20 protein-coding genes are annotated in these 19,223 nt (G+C 71.7%); 2 read left to right on the top strand and 18 right to left on the bottom strand.

The window, feature by feature from the left end; translation table 11 throughout:
- Positions 1 to 27 precede the first annotated feature (27 nt).
- The 8 genes from MPTA5024_RS09850 to MPTA5024_RS09820 all read right to left on the bottom strand — a co-directional run bounded on the left by MPTA5024_RS09850 (position 28) and on the right by MPTA5024_RS09820 (position 7,662).
- Complete coding sequence (locus MPTA5024_RS09850; protein ID WP_051457881.1) at positions 28 to 1,713, bottom strand: TIGR02569 family protein; 1,686 nt, start codon at positions 1,711 to 1,713, stop codon at positions 28 to 30.
- 52 nt (positions 1,714 to 1,765) lie between these two features.
- Complete coding sequence (locus MPTA5024_RS09845; RefSeq protein WP_084369532.1) at positions 1,766 to 3,046, bottom strand: RNA polymerase sigma factor; 1,281 nt, start codon at positions 3,044 to 3,046, stop codon at positions 1,766 to 1,768.
- The gene (locus tag MPTA5024_RS09840) at positions 3,043 to 3,372 is read right to left on the bottom strand and encodes a YciI family protein (protein ID WP_036321804.1); all 330 of its coding nucleotides are present in this window, start codon (positions 3,370 to 3,372) and stop codon (positions 3,043 to 3,045) included. Before MPTA5024_RS09840 ends, MPTA5024_RS09845 begins: the two co-directional genes overlap by 4 nt.
- 47 nt (positions 3,373 to 3,419) lie before the next feature.
- Positions 3,420 to 4,973, bottom strand: coding sequence for an MFS transporter (locus tag MPTA5024_RS09835; RefSeq protein ID WP_036321800.1), 1,554 nt, complete (start codon positions 4,971 to 4,973; stop codon positions 3,420 to 3,422).
- A 234-nt stretch (positions 4,974 to 5,207) separates the two neighbouring features.
- Positions 5,208 to 5,366, bottom strand: a complete 159-nt coding sequence (locus MPTA5024_RS40730; RefSeq protein ID WP_442922034.1) for a VOC family protein — start codon at positions 5,364 to 5,366, stop codon at positions 5,208 to 5,210.
- 74 nt (positions 5,367 to 5,440) lie between these two features.
- A complete protein-coding gene (locus MPTA5024_RS09830) occupies positions 5,441 to 6,253 on the bottom strand; it encodes a group II truncated hemoglobin (protein WP_232326346.1) in 813 nt (270 codons plus the stop codon).
- 181 nt (positions 6,254 to 6,434) lie between these two features.
- Positions 6,435 to 6,932, bottom strand: a complete 498-nt coding sequence (locus MPTA5024_RS09825; RefSeq protein ID WP_051457880.1) for a nuclear transport factor 2 family protein — start codon at positions 6,930 to 6,932, stop codon at positions 6,435 to 6,437.
- Positions 6,933 to 7,098: 166 nt separating this feature from the next.
- Positions 7,099 to 7,662 (bottom strand): dihydrofolate reductase family protein, encoded by a 564-nt coding sequence (locus MPTA5024_RS09820; RefSeq protein WP_036321789.1) that lies wholly within the window; start codon positions 7,660 to 7,662, stop codon positions 7,099 to 7,101.
- A gap of 235 nt (positions 7,663 to 7,897) precedes the next feature.
- Between MPTA5024_RS09820 and MPTA5024_RS09815 the strand changes: the two genes are divergently transcribed.
- Positions 7,898 to 8,620 (top strand): DinB family protein, encoded by a 723-nt coding sequence (locus MPTA5024_RS09815; RefSeq protein WP_036321786.1) that lies wholly within the window; start codon positions 7,898 to 7,900, stop codon positions 8,618 to 8,620.
- A 228-nt stretch (positions 8,621 to 8,848) separates the two neighbouring features.
- Here the strand turns inward: MPTA5024_RS09815 and glnA are convergent, their stop codons facing one another.
- Both glnA and MPTA5024_RS09805 read right to left on the bottom strand, forming a co-directional pair.
- On the bottom strand, positions 8,849 to 10,273 hold the full coding sequence (gene glnA, locus MPTA5024_RS09810) for a type I glutamate--ammonia ligase (protein ID WP_036321783.1): 1,425 nt from the start codon (positions 10,271 to 10,273) through the stop codon (positions 8,849 to 8,851).
- A gap of 205 nt (positions 10,274 to 10,478) precedes the next feature.
- Positions 10,479 to 11,540, bottom strand: coding sequence for a hypothetical protein (locus MPTA5024_RS09805; protein WP_036321781.1), 1,062 nt, complete (start codon positions 11,538 to 11,540; stop codon positions 10,479 to 10,481).
- Positions 11,541 to 11,669: 129 nt separating this feature from the next.
- On the opposite strand from MPTA5024_RS09805, the gene MPTA5024_RS09800 reads away from it, so the two are divergent.
- Positions 11,670 to 12,131: an RDD family protein gene (locus MPTA5024_RS09800; protein WP_036321779.1), complete on the top strand. Its 462-nt coding sequence runs from the start codon at positions 11,670 to 11,672 to the stop codon at positions 12,129 to 12,131.
- On the opposite strand, the gene MPTA5024_RS09795 is transcribed toward MPTA5024_RS09800, so the two are convergent.
- From MPTA5024_RS09795 to MPTA5024_RS09760, 8 genes are all read right to left on the bottom strand, one after another.
- On the bottom strand, positions 12,121 to 12,912 hold the full coding sequence (locus MPTA5024_RS09795) for a class I SAM-dependent methyltransferase (protein WP_036321777.1): 792 nt from the start codon (positions 12,910 to 12,912) through the stop codon (positions 12,121 to 12,123). The two genes, MPTA5024_RS09800 and MPTA5024_RS09795, sit on opposite strands and share 11 nt — an antisense overlap.
- Before the next feature lie 6 nt (positions 12,913 to 12,918).
- Entirely contained in the window at positions 12,919 to 13,590 is a 672-nt protein-coding gene (locus MPTA5024_RS09790; RefSeq protein ID WP_036321775.1) for a DUF4191 domain-containing protein, read from the bottom strand.
- A 29-nt stretch (positions 13,591 to 13,619) separates the two neighbouring features.
- The gene (gene lipA / locus MPTA5024_RS09785) at positions 13,620 to 14,561 is read right to left on the bottom strand and encodes a lipoyl synthase (protein WP_036321772.1); all 942 of its coding nucleotides are present in this window, start codon (positions 14,559 to 14,561) and stop codon (positions 13,620 to 13,622) included.
- Between the two features lie 135 nt (positions 14,562 to 14,696).
- Complete coding sequence (locus MPTA5024_RS09780; RefSeq protein WP_036321770.1) at positions 14,697 to 15,902, bottom strand: M48 family metallopeptidase; 1,206 nt, start codon at positions 15,900 to 15,902, stop codon at positions 14,697 to 14,699.
- A 67-nt stretch (positions 15,903 to 15,969) separates the two neighbouring features.
- A complete protein-coding gene (lipB, locus tag MPTA5024_RS09775; protein WP_063794644.1) occupies positions 15,970 to 16,632 on the bottom strand; it encodes a lipoyl(octanoyl) transferase LipB in 663 nt (220 codons plus the stop codon).
- A complete protein-coding gene (locus MPTA5024_RS09770; protein WP_036321768.1) occupies positions 16,629 to 17,375 on the bottom strand; it encodes a peptidase E in 747 nt (248 codons plus the stop codon). The genes lipB and MPTA5024_RS09770 overlap by 4 nt, the downstream gene beginning before the upstream one ends.
- 31 nt (positions 17,376 to 17,406) lie before the next feature.
- The gene (locus MPTA5024_RS09765; RefSeq protein ID WP_036323829.1) at positions 17,407 to 18,300 is read right to left on the bottom strand and encodes a TIGR01777 family oxidoreductase; all 894 of its coding nucleotides are present in this window, start codon (positions 18,298 to 18,300) and stop codon (positions 17,407 to 17,409) included.
- Positions 18,301 to 18,419: 119 nt separating this feature from the next.
- The coding region (locus MPTA5024_RS09760) for a 2-oxo acid dehydrogenase subunit E2 (protein WP_036321766.1) at positions 18,420 to 19,223 on the bottom strand (804 nt) is incomplete at its 5' end.

Raw genomic sequence — 19,223 nt, 5'->3', positions numbered from 1 at the left:
GGGCATTGTGGCGGGTGGCGTCGCGGCTCACCTGGCCGGCTGCGGGGGCGGGATGTCCAGGAGCCTGGCGGCCCAGGACAGGGCGGCGGTGAGGCGGCGCCGGCGTTGCTCGAACAGGACCGGGTCGGCGTCGCGCGCCGGGGTGAGCAGGGGCTGTTGCCCGGCGATCAGGGCGGCATGGCCGGCGGCGTGCGGTCCCTGGCCGGCGTCCGGCGCGGGACCGCCTTCGGCGTGCAGGGCGACGAGCCACAGGTGGTGTTCGAGCCAGGGATCGCCGATCGCCGCCGACGCCCAGTCGGCCAGCACCAGCCGGCCGCCGTGGCACCACAGGTTCGCGGCGCGCACATCGCGGTGGATCAGGCAGTCCCCGTGAACGGGCACCTCGGCGGCCGCGGCGTGCAGGGTGTCCAGGTGGTCGTCCAGCCAGCGCTGGGAGCAGACGTGCGTGCGCAGCAGGCGTGCCGGGTCGGCGGCGACGGCCTCCCAGGGGTTGGGCCCCGCCCGCAGCACCGGCACGCCGGGCGGCGCGGGCAGCGCGTGCACCTCGTGGAGGAGCTCGCGGGTGGCCGCGACGAGGCCGGGGGTCCACTCGCGGAGCCAGTGCTCCGGGTCCAGCGTCTCCAGCACGAGCATCGGCAGCGGTTCGCGTGTGCTCGCCAGCAGCCGCGGCAGGAACGGCCGGTCGCCCAGCGCCTCGTACACCGCGAGCTCCGTGCCGAGCTCGGCGGCGATCCCGCCCACCTTGACGAAGACGGAACCGCCCCCGGCCCGGTCGGCGATCCGCGCCTGAGATCTGCTGTGCCCGCCCGCGACGGGCCGCAACGCGGCGATCCCGCAGCCGAGCGCGCGGCCGGCCATCTCGGCGATCTCGGCGTCCGTCGACGGCCCTGTGGCCGCGGGCCGGCCGGACACGCGCGACAGCAGCAGTTCGGCCACCCATTCGTTGGCCTGGCGGACCGCCCGCCTGCTGTCCGGGTCGGGACGCCCGAGCGACTCGGTGACCAGGCGCCATATCAGGGCGCGCAGCAGCAGTTGGTCGATGTCGTCCTCGCCGGCGAGCTCGTCCAGGATGCCGGGCGATGCCCCGGACCAGGCCAGCAGATCCACGGCGGCGACCGCCAGCGCATACCCCGCGGGCCGCCGGCTCGGTGAGAAGTCGATCACCGCCGGTGGCTGCCCGGGCGCGAACAACACGTTGCCCGCAATGTCACCGTGCACGAGCTGGTCGGGCGACCGCACCGGCCGGGTGGCGGCCCGCAACTCGTCCACCAGGTCCGACAGCTCCGGCGCCAGCTCGACCTCGGCCTGATCCCACGCCACCCGCTCGGCGACCTCCCAGCGGCTCCGGCCGCGTCCCAGCCAGTGAGGCGCGGGGACATCGGCCAGGGCGGCGTGGAAGGCCCGGCTGGCCGCGACGAGCTCCGGCCACCGCGCCACCGGCTCCGGCGCGCCCTCGACCGCGGTCCACGCCGCCCACCCGCCGGCGACCCATGAGCCGTCGGCCGCCCGCACCGGCCGCGGCACCCGGAACCCGGGGCCGCGCAGATCGGCGAAGACCTCCGCCAGCCACGACGCCACACCGGGATGCCGGGCGGGCTTGAGGACCAGGCCACCGGCCTGCCAGCTGGTGCCACCTCCTCCGGGTAGCCGCCGCGCCGGCCCCGATGAGACCCCGAAGGCCGCGCGCACATCCGGCGGCAGATCGTCGAACACCGGTCCACCCTCCAGACGGCCCCTCCCCGGTGTCAATCGAATTACCGTGCCCTCACTCTGATCGGTCGCCGCGCGGGTCGCCGGCGTCGGACAGTTCGGCGAGCCGGCCGGCCAGGTACTCCCGTTCCGCGGCGTTGCCGGTGAGCTCCAGGGCCGTCCGGTACGCGGCCGCGGCCTCGTCGTACCGGCCCAGCCGGCGCAGCAGGTCGGCCTTGATCGCCGCGAGGTAGTGGTACCGGGCCAGCCGCGGGTCGCCCTCCAGCGCCGCGACCTCCCGCAGCCCGGTGGCCGCGTCCGTCGCCATGGCCAGTGCCACCGCCCGGTTCAGCTCGACGACCGGGGACGGCCACACCTGACGCAGCGCGTCGTACAGGGTGACGATCTGCGGCCAGTCGGTGTCGTCGCACCGGGCCGCCTCGGCGTGCAGCGCGGCGATCGCGGCCTGCAGGAGGTAGCGGCCGGGACGGCCCAGCCGCATGCCGCGCAGTACCAGCTCCCGCCCCTCCGCGATGGCGGCGCGGTCCCAGCGGGTACGGTCCTGCTCCTCCAGGCGCAGCAGCCGGCCGCTCGCGTCGGTACGGGTGGCCCGCCGGGCGTCGGTGAGCAGCACGAGCGCGAGCAGCCCGGACACCTCCGGCTCGTCGGGCATCAGCGCGTGCAGCGTCCGGCACAGGTGCACCGCCCGCTCCACCAGGTCGTCGCGCAGCAGCCGGTCGCCGGAGGGCGCGGTGTGCCCCGTCGTGAAGAGCAGGTGGACGGCCGACAGGACGGCGTCGAGCCGCTCCGGCAGGTCCTTCGCCGCCGGCACCCGGAACGGGATCCGCGCCGCCGCGATCTTCTTCTTCGCGCGGGTGAGCCGCGCCGCCATGGTCGCCTCGGAGACCAGGAACACGCGAGCCACGTCGCCGGTGCCGACCCCGCAGACCAGCCGGAGCGTCAGCGCCACCCGCGCGTCCGGGGCCAGCGCCGGGTGACAGCAGGTGAACACGAGGCGCAGCCGGTCGTCCGGGATGTCGTCGCCGGGGTCCGCGGCGACGCCCCCGGTCTCGTCCGGCACCACGAGCAGCGGCAGCTTCGCCCGGAACACCTGCTCCCGGCGGATCGCGTCCAGGGCGCGACGCCGGGCGGTGGTGACCAGCCAGGCCGCCGGGTTGTCCGGGGTGCCGTCGCGGGCCCATCCGGCCAGGGCCTGCGCGAACGCCTCCTGCACGCACTCCTCCGCCAGGTCGAGGTCGCGGGTGACCCGGGCCGTCGCGGCGAGTATCAGCGCCCAGTGGTCCCGGTGCGCGTCCCCCACGGCCCGGCGGACCCCGCCCATATCGGCGTCGGTCATCCCAGCAGCGGGCGGATCTCGACGCCGCCGCGCCAGGTCGCCGGGTTCCGCCTGCTGATCTCCAACGCGTGGTCCAGGTCCCGCGCCTCGAGGATGTAGAAGCCCGCGATGACCTCCTTGGCCTCGATGAACGGCCCGTCGGTGACCGTGTCCCCGCGTACCGAGGTGGCCATGGCGCTGGAGTGCAGGGCGTACCCGCTGACGATGTGGCCGCCGAGTGCCTCGACCTCGTCGGAGTGGCGCATGTGGGCCTCCATCTCCTCGGCCGGCATGTCGGCGACGTCCGCAGGAGCAGGCGCGTACAGCAGGATCGCGTACTGGGTCATGACAGTTCCCCTTCTTGTTGGACTTCTTATCGGATGGGTTCCGCGAGTCATCGCACGGGTTCCGCGAGCGCCGCTTCGGCCGGCGCGGGATCGGAGGGCGGCTGCCCGAGCGGCGGCAGGTGCCGCAGGACGACGGCCAGCAGGACCGCCGCCGCGAAGAGGATCGCGGCGCTGAGCCCGGCCGCGGTGTGCAGCCCGGCCACTAACGCCTCGTGCGCCGCGGACAGCAGGGCGCGGCCGGCCGGCGCCGGCAGGTGGGATGCCGCCTGCGTGGCACCGGCGATGCTGTCTTGGGCGGCCGGCGGGGCACCGTCCGGGATGCGGGAACGGTACACCACGGTCAGGACGCTGCCGAGCACCGCGACGCCCAGCGCGTACCCGAACTCTGCGGCCGTCTGCCCCAGGGCCGCGGCGGACCCGGCCCGCTCGGGTGGCGCGGCGCCGACGATCAGGTTGGTGCCCAGCGTGACCAGCGGAGCGGTGCCCAGGCAGCTCACGAGGAAGCCGACGACCAGCACCCAGGCGCCGGAGGTGTCGGACCGGGTCATCACGAGGAGGCCGGTGACCGTGATCAGGATCCCTCCGGCGATCAGGTACGCGGGCCGGACCCGGCGGGCCAGCAGCGGCGCGATCTGGAACCCGGCCACGGAGGCCGCCATGCCCGGCGCCAGCGCGAGGCCGGCCCGCAGCGGGGACAGGCCGTCCACGAGCTGGAAGTACTGCGCGACCAGCACCATCGTGCCGCCGGACAGCGTCGAGTACGCGAGCATGCTGCCCAGCGTCGCGCTGAAGGTACGGCTCGCGAACAGCCGCAGGTCCACCAGCGGGTCGGCGAGCCGGCGCTGGCGCCGCACGAACAGCGCACCGAACGCGAGCCCGGCCGCCACCAGCAGGGCGGACGTCACCCCCCAGCCGTCCCGGGCGAACGACTTCACACCCTGGATCGCGGGGAGGACGGCGGCCAGCGACAGCACGACGCTGCGCAGGTCGAGCCGGCCCGCCGCTTCGTCGCGGTACTCGGGGACCAGTGCCGGCCCCACGGCCAGCAGCAGCGCCATCGCCGGCACCCCCAGCAGGAAGACCGACCCCCACCAGAACCGCTCCAGCATCGCCCCGCCCACGATCGGCCCGATGATCGCGCCCACCGTGAAGCATCCCGCCCAGATCCCGATGGCGGCGGCCTTCTGGCGCGGATCCCGGAACAGGTGACTGATCAACGCCAGCGTCGACGGCGTGAGCGCGGCCCCCGCGATGCCCAGCAGCGCCCGAAGAGCGATCAGCATGAGCGGGCTGGTGGACCAGGCGGCACCCAGGGAGGCGAGGCCGAACACGAGGGCGGCCGCGAGCAGGAGCCGCCGCCGGCCGATGCGGTCGCCGAGGGCGCCCATGGTGACCATGAATCCGGCCACCATGAACCCGTACACGTCCATGATCCACAGCTGCTGGACGCCTGTGGCGTGCAGCGCGCGGCTGAGGTGCGGCAGGGCAAGCAGCATCACGAACATGTCCAGCGACACCAGCAGGGTGGGCAGGGCCAGGACGGCCAGTCCGATCCACTCCCGGGTGCCGGCCCGTTGTGGGCGTCCCTCGTCACTGCTCATGCTCGGTGTCCTCTCCCGCGTTCCGTAGGGCCGGCGCCCGTCCGCCGCGTGGGCGGTGGCGTCCTGCCTCAGAAACGTCGTCGTGCGGACACCCCGGAAATCGACAGCCGCCTCATGCGATCCGGATGTGACCTGTGTCACGGAGAGCAGCGGCCTCCGGGCTGCGATGCGAGAAGCCCGTGGCAAGGTTCGGGACCTTCCCACGGGCTTCCGATTCCACCGCTTTCGGCGCTATCAGGCGTCACTCCGTGTGGCGTCGATTTCGGCCTGGCTGCGAAGGATGCAGAACTCGTTGCCCTCGGGGTCGGCGAGCACCACCCACCCGGTCCCGTCGGGGTTGCGCCGGTCGTCGACCTGTGTCGCGCCGAGAGCGAAGAGCGTATGCGACTGCATTATGTGCATCCTTGAAGATCACGCGCTGTACGACCTGGTCGACGTCGTACGAGGCGCCGGGGTGGGCGTTGTGCTCAGCCGCTGTAGGGAGGGGCCACACCCCAGCCCCAATGCGGTACGGGAGCCTCGCGCATGGGCTCGGCACCCGGCTGTGAGTTCGCCAGTGCCAGACGCGTCCCCCACTCGATGTAGCCCGTGAACGCGGCGCGGAACTCGGGATCGGCGGGCAGCCCGACCTCGTCGGCCGCGTCCATCAGCAGGCTTACCCAGCGGCGCCGCATGGGTTCGGTGATGGCCTTGCCGAGGTGCATGGAGAGCATGTGCGCGTAGCCGCCCCGCTCGTGGGTGTAACGGGCCGGCCCTCCGAAGACCTCTCCCAGCCACATCGCCACATAGCGCGGGTGATCAGGATCCATGTGCTTGAACAGGGGTCCGATCAGGTCATCGAGCGCGACGAGATCGTAGAACCTCTCCGTGAGCCGTTCGAGCGCCTCGACGCCGCCGGCCCAGTCGTACAGCGAGGGAATCGAACCGCCCGTACCGCGCACGGCGGTGCGTTCGTAGTGACTCATCTCCTCGATGTCGTGCACGAACGGACCGATCGCCGCGAAGAACTCCTGGAACAGATCGCTGCGGCGAAACCCTTCCAGGTGATCCTTCGCCGACGTCCACGTGATCCTCAGAATGTAGGACTCGGGCTGTTCGACGCTGCGGGCCAGCTCGTAGCCGGCACACTGCGAAGCGGCTGACAGACAGTCGGCGGCCTTGCGATAGGCCGCCTCGAAGCCCTCGCTCCGCTCGGCGGGAATGCGGTAGCGGATGTACTCGACGATCACCAGTGACCAACTCCGAACTTCGACGCGGCTTCCCTGTTGGATCTCGGCCATCTTGTCATACCTGTAATCATGTAATCTATGCAAAAGCCATCGACCGTGCCTTCGGGGCGGCGCCCGTCGAGGGCCTTCCTGAGCTTGGGGCGTGACCGGGAAGCCTGGTGCTCGCGATCGACGTCGTCGAATACGAGCAGCCGCCGGCGGCCGTCCGCGAGTGAACGGCGCATAACCGAGGTCAACGAGGCTCGGCGCCGTTGTGACCTGGAGGGTCGGCGACAGGGCCCTTGGCGTGGTGGTCGCGGATGTCGTCCAAGGCCTCGGCGAGCATGCCGCGGGCCGCAGCCGAGCGGAGGTGATCCAGGTAGTCGCGGGATTCGACGATTTTCCCGTCCCTGACGCGCATGACGAAAACGGCGGGGATGGTGAAGGGTTCGCCGGTCTCCACCACGGTACCTTCGTATTGGAACTCGGCCACAATGACCTCGGGATCGGTGGTCTCGTGGACGTTGATCCGGGTAGGCCGACGCCGCAGGGTCGGGCCTTGGTACGGCTGTGGTCCGCCGCCGAAGTGGGTTCGCAACGCTTCGCGGGAGAGCATCGGCGGCGCCCCCAGCGGGTGGAACGGGTGGGAGACATCGGTCTGCTCCGCGTACAGGTCCACCACGTCCGCCCAGCGCTCTTCACACACGCCGTGCACGAGCTTCAGAAAGACTTCGCGAGGAGTTTCGGTCACCGGCTCACCATAACCAGGCCGATCCCCAGGCGGGCCGGGCAGATCTGCGGGCGTGAGTCCGCGCTCCGGCTACAGGTGGTTCGTGACGGGCGACCTCAACCGGCCGAATCGGTCGTCACCGCTCCGCCTGTCACGCAAGCGGCGGCGAACCGGACAACGCTGCCGGTCATTGTCCGAGGGGGCGGTAGCGGAGGTACACGACGCCGTTTCCGAATCTGCGCTCATCGAGGAGTTCGAGGTCAGCGCGTATGCCGGCAGGCAGCCCCGGCTTGCCCCCGCCGACGACCAAGGGCCAGACGAACACCTGGTACTCGTCGACCAGGCCGGCCCTGAAAGCCTGCGTCGCGAGATTCGCACCTCCTACGGTGAGATCGCTGCCGGCCGTGGCCTTCAGTTGGCGTACCGCATCGGGGTCGAAATGGCGTTCGAGTCGGGTGTCGGCAGTTGACACCGCGGCGAGGGTCGTGGAGTAGACGACTTTGTCCGCCGCCTGCCAGGCGCTCGCGAAGTCGGCCATGAGGTCGGACTGCGCGGCCAGAGCGGCGTTGGTTTCCCAGACGGCCATCGATTCGTACAGGCGCCGCCCGTAGAGGAACGTGCCCACGGACCGTATGAGGTCGGTGGTGAACGCGAATACCTCGTCGTCGGGTGGGAACCAGTCGAAGGCGCCGCGTTCGTCCTCGATGTAGCCGTCAAACGACAGGTTCGTCACGTAAATCAGCTTGGCCACGCGTCTTCCTCCCGATCATCAGCTGCAACAGTCTGGACGTTCATCGGCGTGGCGTCCAGCTTCGTGAACGCCTGTCTCGCCGAACGCCTCGATGCCCTCCTGCAGCCGGCCAGGCTGTCGAACTGGTTCTTACACTCCCAGGATCGCGGTTCCCGTGCGTGGTTGTGGCATGGTGCGTTGGGGTGCGCCGCCGGGCGATGGCCTATTCGTCGGTGTGCGTGCTTAGTCTGTCCGCATGCGACGCTTCAACGATCAAAACCTCACGGGCGCGGAGTTCCGCGAGTGCGACCTGAGTAAGGCGCGGCTGGTCGGTGTGGTCATGCAGGACGTTGAGATCGACGGTCTGGTCACCAACCTGGTGGTCAACGGCGTGGAGGTGATGTCGTACGTCGAGGCGGAGCTCGACCGCCGGCACCCGGTGCGGCTGCTGATCCGTTCCGATGAACCGGCCGACCTGCGCGAGGCCTGGCGACAGCTCCGGAAGGCGTGGGCGACGACTGTCGAGCGGGCCGGGTCGATGGCCGAGGGCAGCGAGGATCTCGGCGTCGACGGCGAGTGGTCGATGGTCGAGACGCTGCGGCATCTCGTCTTCGTGCACGACTCGTGGTTTCGGCGCTGCGTACTCGGGCTGACCGAGCCGTTCACGGCGATGGGACTGGCATCTCCGTTCGTGCCGGATCAGGAGGGGCTGGGGCTGGACAGGTCCGCCCGGCCGAGTCTCGACGAAGTGCTGACCGTGCGTGATCGGCAGGCGTCGGAGATTGAGGCGTGGCTGGCCGAGGTCACACCCGAGCAGCTCGCAAAGCCCGCCCCGGTGCCGGACGACGACAGATGGCCCCCGTATGCCAAGGGCCGGAGCGTGCGGCAATGCCTCGGCACCGTGCTCAACGAGGAATGGCAACACCACCGTTTCTGCGTGCGCGACCTGGACAAGCTGTCGCGTCGGGGAGCTTCGTAAGTGTCCACCCGAATCATCGACCCTCGGCCTGTCACACCTGCAGTTCGAGGCGAAACGCCTCTGACGGATGACAACGGCGCTCAGATCGGTCCCTGGACGCTTGAGCGCGCAATGCGGAAAGCCCGCGGCAAGGTGCAGAACCTTCCCACGGGCTTCCGATTCCACGACTTGCGGGCACTACAGCCGGAAACCGCGCGATGAACATGCACGTCATCGCGCGGTCGCCGATCACACGTCGTAGTAGAGCTCGAACTCGTGCGGGTGCGGGCGGAGGCGGATCGGGTCGACCTCGTTCTCGCGCTTGTAGGCCACCCAGGTCTCGATGAGGTCGGGCGTGAAGACGCCGCCCTCGAGCAGGTAGTCGTGGTCGGCCTCGAGCGCGTCGAGGACGGCGGGCAGCGAGCCTGGCACCTGCGGGATGTTGCGGGCCTCCTCCGGCGGGAGCTCGTAGAGGTCCTTGTCGACCGGCTCCGGCGGCTCGATCTTGTTGCGGATGCCGTCCAGGCCCGCCATCAGCATCGCGGCGAAGGCGAAGTACGGGTTGCAGGACGGGTCCGGGACGCGGAACTCGATGCGCTTGGCCTTCGGGTTCGAGCCCGTGATCGGGATGCGGACGCAGGCCGACCGGTTGCGCTGGGAGTAGACCAGGTTGACCGGGGCCTCGTAGCCCGGCACCAGACGGTGGTAGGAGTTCACCGTCGGGTTGGTGAAGGCGAGCAGCGACGGGGCGTGCTTGAGCAGGCCGCCGATGTAGTAACGCGCGGTGTCCGACAGCCCGGCGTAGCCGACCTCGTCGTAGAAGAGGGGCTCGCCGTCCTTCCAGAGCGACTGGTGGCAGTGCATGCCGGAGCCGTTGTCACCGAAGATCGGCTTGGGCATGAACGTGACGGTGCGGCCGGCCTGGATGGCGGTGCTCTTGATGATGTACTTGTACAGCATCAGGTTGTCGGCCGTCTTGAGCAGCGTGCCGAACTTGAAGTCGATCTCGGCCTGGCCGGCGGTGCCAACCTCGTGGTGCTGCATCTCGGTCTCGATGCCCGCGTCGATGAGGTTGCGGACCATCTCGGAGCGCAGGTCGGTGAAGTGGTCCATCGGCGGGACGGGGAAGTAGCCGCCCTTGTAGCGCGGCTTGTAGCCCAGGTTGCCGCCCTCGGAGGCCTTGCCGGTGTTCCAGGCGCCCTCGATGGAGTCGATGTAGTAGTAGCCCGCGTTCTGCCGCGTCTCGAAGCGGACGTCGTCGAAGATGTAGAACTCGGCCTCGGGGCCGAAGTAGACGGTGTCCGCGATGCCCGTGCCCTTGAGGTACTCCTCGGCCTTACGGGCGACGTTGCGGGGGTCCCGGCTGTAGGCCTCGCCCGTCAGCGGGTCGTGCACGAAGAAGTTGATGTTCAGCGTCTTGTGCTGACGGAACGGGTCGAGCACGGCCGTGCTCGGGTCGGGCAGCAGGAGCATGTCCGACTCGTGGATGGCCTGGAAACCGCGAATGGACGAGCCGTCGAACATGAGGCCGTCGGAGAAGACATTCGGCCCGAAGTTCTCGGACGGGAAGGTGAAGTGGTGCGTCGTGCCCGGCAGGTCCGTGAACCTGACGTCAACGAACTGCACACCCTCGTCCCGGATGAACTTGAGGACGTCGTCGGCGGAGTTGAACACTCTCGAACCTCCCAGGGGCATGGGCTAGCAACCCGAAAATAGGCGCGCGCCGTTTCCGCGCCATGTCTCGTTTGTTTCGCGCGTGTTAATGGAAACGCCTCAACGGCACCGCCGGGACACGATGTCCCGCGGCGCGCCCGCGCCCTCGGAGATCACCCCCCGGTAGCCGAGTCGGCGCAGGTCAGAGCCCCATCCTACGCACGGATCAGGTCCCCGTCGTCGCCTGGCACCCGCCGCGCGTCACGTCGTGTCTCCGTTCGTACGGATCGGCGGGCGGGCCGGACGGCTGCACCCGCTGCGGTTCGCCGTCGAAATGCGGATGGACGAATCCGTCGCCGAAATCGCAACTCGCGCCGGCCGTTCCCGACGACGTCTGGTCGAGCCAGACGACGACGTCCCCGTCCTCCTTCCAGGCGGAGAAACGCGCGCGGTAATGGTCCACGAGCCGCCGGGCGGAGGCCCGGTCGCCGGGCCGGTTCACGGCGTACACGAGCAGGTAGTCGGCCGTGATCGTGATCCCGCCGCGGCCGTCCTTCGACCGCCGCCTGGCCGTCGTGGTCGCGCCGTCGACCTTCACCGTGTCCGTCGTCAGGTCGGCGCTCCCCGGCGCGAGGCTGAACGCCCAGGCGCGGGTGTTGGAGGCGCGGCCCTTGTCGAGGTGCTTGAGGAAGTACGCCCGCTGCTCCGGGTCCAGCAGCTTCGCGAGCCCGGACGGCCTGCCGCCCCTGATCGCGGCCGGGTCGAGCCGGGCCGCCGCCAGCAGGCGCCGTACGCGCCGGAGCGCCTTGGCCACCTGCTTGCGGCTCAGCCCGCCGAGCGCCCGGGCCCGGGGGAGCACGACCCCCTTCACGCCGTCGGCGAAACCGGCGGCCCGGGAGCCGGCGAACGGGTCGACGGGCGGCAGCGCCGAGGCCACGCCGCCGCCTTCGAGGAACGCGTCGTCATCGTCGGCGATCGGCGTGAGCACGGGGCCGGGCCGCGCGACCGCGGGCCCGAAGTGCGGCTGGTGCGCCGGCTCTCCGCCGGCGGCCGCCGACCTCAGCGAGCCCAGCTTGCCGAGCACGTCGGGGCGCAGACTGATCACCAGCCCGACGGCCACGACCAGCGCGGCCAGCGCGAGGACCACGACGGGGGCCCGCGCCCGGCGGCCGCCCGGGCCGAGCCCGCGCTCGGCCTCGGCGGTGATCCGCCGGATCTCGTCCTCGTCGAACTGGGCGATCAACGCCTCGAAACGCGCGTCGATGTCATCAGGATCCGCCGGCCGCACCGATCACTCCCAGCGCTAGGTCCGAAGCGTCTAACGATAGAGGACAAAACAAGCCATGGCGTGCCCAATCATGAGGCCCCGCGCCTCCGAATGCCAGACCGGTCACCGCCCCCGATACGCTGATGAACCATGAGTGACCGGCAGCCGCGATGGACGCAGACGTGGCTCGGCGGCACCCGGGCCACGGGAACCGATCTCGGCTACCCGGGTGAGCGGCTCGGCCTGCCGCAGGCGGGTCCCGGAGCCGTCGCGAGCTGGGGCCGCCGCCTCGGCGCCGTGGTCGTCGACTGGGTCCTGTGCACCTGGGCCATCGCGGGCGGGCTGCTGCACCTGCACGGGAGCGACCAGAGCTTCGCCGGGCTCGGGATCTTCGCCGCGGAGTACGTCGTGCTGGTCGGCACGCTCGGCATGACCCTCGGCATGCGGCTGTTCGGCATCCGCGTGGCGGCCCTCGACGGCGGACGGCCGCCGTTCCTGGCCGTGCTGGTCCGCACGCTGCTGCTGTGCCTCGCCGTGCCGGCGGTGATCTGGGACCGCGACCGCCGCGGGCTGCACGACCGGGCCGCCGCGACCGTGGTGGTCAACCTCTAGCGAGGCACTGGAAGATCGCGGTGCCGGGGAGCAGCCGGCCGCGCAGCGGGCTCCACCCGCCCCAGATCCGGTCGTGGCCCTCCGGCCACTCCGGCTCCACGAGGCCGGCGAGCGTGAACCCCGCCGCGTGGATCAGGCCGACCCAGTCGCCCATCGTGCGGTGGTGCTCGACGTACGACGGCGTCCCGTCCTCGGAGAACTCGACGTACGGCGACCGGTCGAAGTAGGGGCGGTCGGCGGTCAGCCCGCGCTCGCCCGGGTCGTCGGGGAAGGCCCACCGGATGGGGTGGCTGACCGAGAACACGAACCGCCCGCCCGGCCGCAGGACCCGGCGGACCTCCCGGAGCGCGGCGCCCGCGTCGGCGACGAACGGCAGCGCCCCGAAGGCCGAGCAGGCGAGGTCGAACGAGGCGTCGCGGAACGGCAGCGCCTCGGCGTCGGCCTGCGCGACCGGCAGCGCCGAACCCGTGTCCAGGTCGATGCGCCGCGAGTGCTGGAGCTGCCGGTAGGACAGATCCACCCCGACGACCGCGGCGCCCTCGCCGGCGAGCCAGCGGCCGCACTGCCCGGCGCCGCAGCCCACCTCGAGGATCCGCAGGCCCGGCACCTGGCCGAGCAGCCGGGCGTCGGCCTCGCCGAGCCCCTCGGGGCACCACACGAACCCGTCGTCCCGCAGGAAGTCCCCGTGCTCGGACTGGTAGTCGTCGGCGGCGCCGTCCCACCAGCCCCGGTTGGCCCGGGCGGTCTCCGTGCGGGAGACCGCCCGCCGGCCCACGTCCATCGGGCCTCAGCGCATCTTCGGGCCGCGGGGCATCCGCACGCCCTTCGGCAGCGGGCCCTTCGGCATCGGCACGGCCGGGGTCAGCGCCCGCATGCGGTTGTTGACCTCGGAGACGGCGCCCTTCTTGAGGTTGCGGGGCAGCTTCATGAGATGCCGCTGCAACTTGGCCAGCGGGATCTGGCCCTCCGCGTCGCCGCACTGCACGTCGTACACGGGGACGTCGACCGCCACGCGCTGCACGCGCTTCTTCTCCGCCACCAGCATCCGCTGGACGCGGCTCGGCGGCCCCTCGGAGACCAGGATGACCCCGGGGTAGCCGACGACGCGGAACACCAGGTCCTGGTCGCGGTTGACGGCCACCGGCTTCTCCTCGACGTGCCACGTCCCGCGCATGCCCTGCAGGATCGCGTACGCCGCCCCCGGCTGGCCGTGCAGCATGCTGTACTGCGCGGTCTGCGCGAACCGGCTGAAGACGAGCATCCCGACCAGCACGGCGGCGAAGACGCCGAAGACGATCCACGTCCAGCTGAAGATCAGCCCGAGGACGACGAAGAGGACGAGCGTGGCCAGCGCCGACGCGTAGACGATCGGCATGCCCTTGGGGTTAGCCTGCTTGATGATCTGGGCGACCATCCGGAGCTGCTTGAGCCGCCCCGGAGCCGCTGCGTCTTTCGCCATGGTGTGAAGGATACAAATCCCTGACGGGCTTAATGAAAACGAGACTCGCCCACGCGGGCGGCGACCGCCTGCTGGTACAGCCGCCCGGCGCGGTAGGACGACCGCACGAGCGGGCCGGACATCACGCCGGCGAAGCCGATCTCCTCGGCCTCCTGCTTGAGCTCGACGAACTCCTCGGGCTTCACCCACCGGTCGACGGGGTGGTGGCGCGGGCTCGGCCGCAGGTACTGCGTGATCGTGACCAGGTCGCAGCCGGCGTCGTACAGGTCGCGCAGGGCCTGGCCGATCTCCTCGCGCTCCTCGCCCATGCCGAGGATGAGGTTCGACTTGGTGACGAGCCCGGCCTCGCGGGCCATCGTGATGACCTGGAGGGAGCGCTCGTAGCGGAACGCGGGGCGGATCCGCTTGAAGATCCGCGGCACGGTCTCGATGTTGTGGGCGAACACCTCGGGCCGGGAGGAGAAGACCTCCTCCAGCTGGTCGCGGTGGCCGTTGAAGTCGGGCACGAGGAGCTCGACGCCGCAGCCGGGGACGGCCGCGTGGATCTGCCGCGCGGTCTCGGCGTACAGCCAGGCGCCGCCGTCGGGCAGGTCGTCACGGGCGACGCCGGTCACCGTGGCGTACCGCAGCCCCATCTGGAGCACCGACTCGGCGACGCGGCGCGGCTCGTCCCTGTCGTACTCGGCGGGCTTGCCGGTGTCGATCTGGCAGAAGTCGCAGCGCCGGGTGCACTGGTCGCCGCCGATGAGGAACGTTGCCTCCCGGTCCTCCCAGCACTCCGAGATGTTGGGACAGCCCGCCTCCTGGCAGACCGTGTGCAGCCCCGCGCCCCGGACGAGCGACTTGATCTCGTTGTAGTTGGGGCCGTTGTGCAGCCGGGTCTTGATCCACGGCGGCTTCTTCTCTATGGGGGTCTGGCTGTTGCGCACCTCCAGGCGGAGGAGCTTGCGACCTTCCGGTGCGACCGTCATGCGACATCCTTCGCGGCACCCCGCGGCATCGATCCGCGGGCCTCAGGTACGAGCGGGGACCCGGGGATCGGTCCCACGTCCAGGCCGCCGAACTCGTCGGCTCGCTCGTTCACCACCCCAGCTTATTACCTGCCTTCACGCGACTTGAGACAGCTCCCGGAGCGCCCGCTCCAGACGCGGGCCGAGTTCGGCGTCGACGCGGTCGGACTCGCTCCGGCCGACGCCCGTCGCGCCCGCGGCCTCCGCCACACCCTCCCGGAAGCCGTCGGCGGCGCCGGGCTCCTCCAGCAGCGCGGCCCGTAGCGCGATCGGCGGCTCCAGGTCGCGCCAGCCGAAGCGGGCCATCGACAGCTCCCGCCGTCCGGCCAGCGCGGCGGGGTCGGTCCGCGCCGCGAGCGCCACCGATCGGATCTGATCCACGGTCTCGGCGCGCCTGACCGCGGCGAGCAGCGGGGTGAGCCTGCTCTCCCTCATGGCCAGCGCGTCGAGGTAGCCGACGACGGCCCGGGCGGACACGGCGCGCGCGGCCACCTGGTCGGCGTAGTACCCCGCGAGCTGCGACTGGGCGGCGACCAGCCGGGTCAGCGCGAGCTCGGCCAGGAACAGCGGCCCGCCGATCACCCAGCCGGTGACCTTCCCGATGAGCTGGGAGCCCACCCGGCCGAGGTTGATGCCACTGAACGGCGCCAGCGTCAGGTCGCGGAAGGGGTCGAACCGGTCGACGCGGACGCCCAGCAGCGCACCGCGCCACTCGGCCACGGACAGGAGCGCGGAGCGGACGAAGAAGGTGCGGGCCGGGTCGCCGCACACATCCTGGGCGAGCTCGGTCGCGAGCATGCCGGCCCGCTCCTCGGGGGAGAGAACGGCGAGCAGCGGCAGGCCGATCAGCAGCGCCGGCGCTCGCCGCAGGCCGACGCGCTCCTGGACGCAGGAGTAGTAGTGGTCGTCGAGGTAGACGACGGCGGGCCGGGCGGTCCCCACCGCGTCGGCGATCCGGTCGGCGGCGGCGAAAAGGGCGGGCGCCTCCTGCCGCGAGACCGCCTCGGCCCCCTTGGGCGGCCTGACGGTCCGCGGGCGCATCAGGACGGCCACGGCGACCAGGACGGCACTGAAGAGCCAGCCCAGCAGGTTGGCGGGCCAGGCGGCGAAGATGACGGCCGCGGCGCCGAGGAGTGCGAGGGTCAGCGCGTGGATCGCGGCCGCCAGGGCGTACACGAGGAGCCGGACGGCTCCCGTGCGCGGCCGTCGCAGCCGCTGTCCGCGCAGCCGGCTGAATCGTCTGTAGGCGTCCCGCCGGGCGTGGCCGCCCTGGGGCTCGGCGATGGCTGAGGGGGTGCTCACGGCGCGAGTATCGCCATCGGGCATCACGGCGGTGGATCGGCGGGATCACCCCTTCGGTACGAGCCCGTCAGGCGAGGTCTTCCTCGTACAGGTCGTACGGCTCGGCGCCGAGGGCCTCGGCCAGGCGCTTCTCGGCGAACGGGATCACCTCGTCGACCGTGATGCGCCGCCCGGTCTCGGCGGACAGCGAGGTGACCCCCGCGTCGCCGACGTCGCCCCGCATGATGCGGGTGTACCAGCTCAGGTCGTTGACGCAGTTGAGCGCGAAGCCGTGCATGGTCACGCCGCGGGACACCCGGATGCCGATCGTGCCGATCCGGCGGTCGGGCAGCCCGTGGCCGGCGTCGCCGGGCACCCAGACCCCGCCGTGGCCCTCGACCCGGCGGGCGGTCAGCCCGAAGTCGGCGCAGACCTGGATGAGGACCTCCTCGAGCGTCCGCACGTAGCCGGGGACGTCGTCGATCCTGAGGATGGGGTACCCGACGAGCTGGCCGGGACCGTGCCAGGTGATCTGGCCGCCGCGGTCGACGTCGATGACGGGAGTGCCGTCGACCGGCCGGTCCTGGGGCAGCGTGCGCTTGCCCGCCGTGTAGACCGGGGCGTGCTCCAGCATGAGGCACAGGTCGGAGATCTCGCCCGCCGCCCGCCGCGCGTGGAGCCGCCGCTGCAGGGTCCACGCCTGCTCGTACGGAACGTCGACGCCCAGGCGGACGATGGCCAGACCCTTCACCCGTCCAGGGTAGACGTGAGCGGGCGGGGTTCGATACGGAACTCCTTGACTCCGGTGCCGTCCCGCTCCAGGCGGTAGGCGTACCCCTCGGGGTCGACGCTGACCGCCTGGATGAACTCGGTGCCCACGTAGTGGAGCGCGACGCCCTCGTCGGCGGCGTACCCCTCGGGCAGCTCGCCGGAGGCCACCGACTCCTGGAGCAGGGCCCGCCGCTGCGGGTCGGAGTTGTAGTGGACGCCGCAGGAGTAGGGGAGCAGGGCCAGCCCCTCCGCCCAGGGGCGCAGGGTGGGCCCGAACGAGTCGGTGTTGCCGCCGACGTGCCAGCACAGCGCGCCGGCGCTCTGCCCGGACAGCACGACGCCCGCCCGCCACGCCTCGGCGAACGCCTCGTCGAGCCCGTGGAGGCGCCACAGGGCCGCGAGGTTGGCGACGCTGCCGCCGCTCACGTAGATCGCGTCCTGCTCCAGGATCCACTCGCGGGGGTCGGCCACGTTGGGCATCGGGAAGACCGTGAGATGGCTCACCTCGACGTCCCAGCTGCTGAACGCGCCGTACATCTTGAGCAGCCAGTCGGCGTCGTCGCCGGTGGCCGTGGCGAGCAGGCCGAGCTTGGGGCGGTCCTGGCCGGTCAGGTCGAGCACGTAGCGCAGCAGGGGAGTGGGCTCGATGAACCCGTAGCGCTCCGTCTGCCGGAACGATCGGCCCCCGATGGCGACGATGTGCGACTGCCCGATCCGGCTCATTCCCCACTCCCGTGTCAGGTCGACAGACACCCTAGAGTACGGCGGCCAGCGCGTCGCCGACGGTGGGATGGGCGAACCCGTACCCGGCGTCCAGGAGCCGCCGGGGGATCACGCGCTGGCCGGCGAGCACGGCCTCCTCCGCGAACTCCCCGAGCGCCAGGCGCAGCGCGAGCCGCGGGGTGGTGAGCGGCATGGTGGGCCGGTGCAGCGCCCGGGCGATGGCCGCGGTGTACTCGGCGTTGGTCACCGGCTCGGGGGCCGTGACGTTGACCGGCCCCGACAGGTCGTCGCGGGCCAGCAGGAACCGGACGGCCCCCACCCAGTCGGGCAGCGAGATCCACGAGACGTACTGCCTCCCGGTCCCGAGGGCCGCCCCCGCGCCCATCTTGAAGATCGGCAGGACCTTGGCCAGGGCGCCGCCCTCGCCGCTCAGCACGACACCCGTGCGGAGCCGTACGACCCGCAGGCCCGCCTCCTCGGCGGGGGCCGTCGCCTCCTCCCACCGCTGTGCCAGGCCGGCCAGGAATCCGGTGCCCGCGGGGGCCGACTCGTCCACCGGCCGGTCGCCCGTGTCCCCGTAGAAGCCGATCGCGGAGGCGGACAGCAGCGCGGCCGGGCCGCCGTCGAGCGCGGCCAGCGCCCCCGTGAGCGTGCGCGTGCCCGTCACCCGGCTGTCCACCAGCTCCCGCTTGTACGCCTCGCTCCACCGGCGGTCGCCGATCCCGGCGCCGGCCAGGTGGACGACGGCGTCCGCGCCTTCGAGGCACGCCGGGTCCACAAGGCCCCTCATCGGGTCCCAGAAGCGCTCGTCGGGCTCCGCGGGCTCCCGCCGTACGAGCCGGCGCACCTCGTGCCCCTCGGCCCGCAGGGCCCGCACCAGGGCCGATCCCAGCAGCCCGGACGAGCCCGTCACCGCGATCGTCATCGTCTCCACAGTCCCTGTATACGGCGGAAGCCGCCCCGCGGGATGCGGGACGGCTTCGCCGATGCGCCGGGACCGGCCTCGTCCGTGACCGGACGGGCTTCGCTCCTGGGCCGGGACGGCTACGCGAGGCCGAGCTGGCTGTCGAAGCGGCCCTCCTCCAGACGACGCTTGACGGTCGTCAGGAAGCGGGCGGCGTCCGCGCCGTCGACCAGGCGGTGGTCGTAGGTCAGCGCCAGGTAGACGGTGGAGCGGACCGCGATGACCTCGCCCTCCGGGGTGTCCACGACGACCGGGCGCTTCACGACGGCGCCGGTGCCGAGCATGCCGACCTGCGGCTTGTTCAGGATCGGCGTGTCGAACAGCGCGCCCCGGCTGCCGGTGTTGGTCAGCGTGAACGTGCCGCCGGTCAGCTCGTCCGGGCCGATCTTGTTGGTCCGGGTGCGCTCCGCCATGTCGGCGATCTTGCGCGAGAGGCCGGCGATGTTGAGGTCGCCCGCGTTCTTGATCACCGGGACGATGAGGCCGCGCTCGGTGTCCACCGCGATGCCGAGGTTCTCGACGTCGTGGTAGGTGACCTCGTTGGTCTCGTCGTTGATCACCGCGTTGAGCTTCGGGTGGACCTTGAGGGCCTCGACCGCCGCGAGCGCGAAGAACGGCATGAAGGACAGCTTCACGCCCTCGCGGGCCTCGAAGGCGCTCTTGGCCCGGGCCCGCAGCGAGGCGATCCGGGTCACGTCGACCTCGACCACGGTCGTGAGCTGGGCCGTGGTGTGCAGCGACTCCATCATCCGGTCGGCGATGACCTTGCGCAGCCGCGACATCTTCGCGGTCGTGCCGCGCAGCGTCGTGTCCACCTGGACCGGCTCGGGCGCGGCCGCGACGGGGGCGGCCGCCGCGGGCTGGGCCGGGGCGGCCGGAGCCGC

It is taken from the genome of Microbispora sp. ATCC PTA-5024 (assembly GCF_000511135.2).
In the GTDB taxonomy this organism is placed as follows: Bacteria; Actinomycetota; Actinomycetes; order Streptosporangiales; family Streptosporangiaceae; genus Microbispora; species Microbispora corallina.
This window is presented reverse-complemented; position numbering and strand designations above follow the sequence as displayed.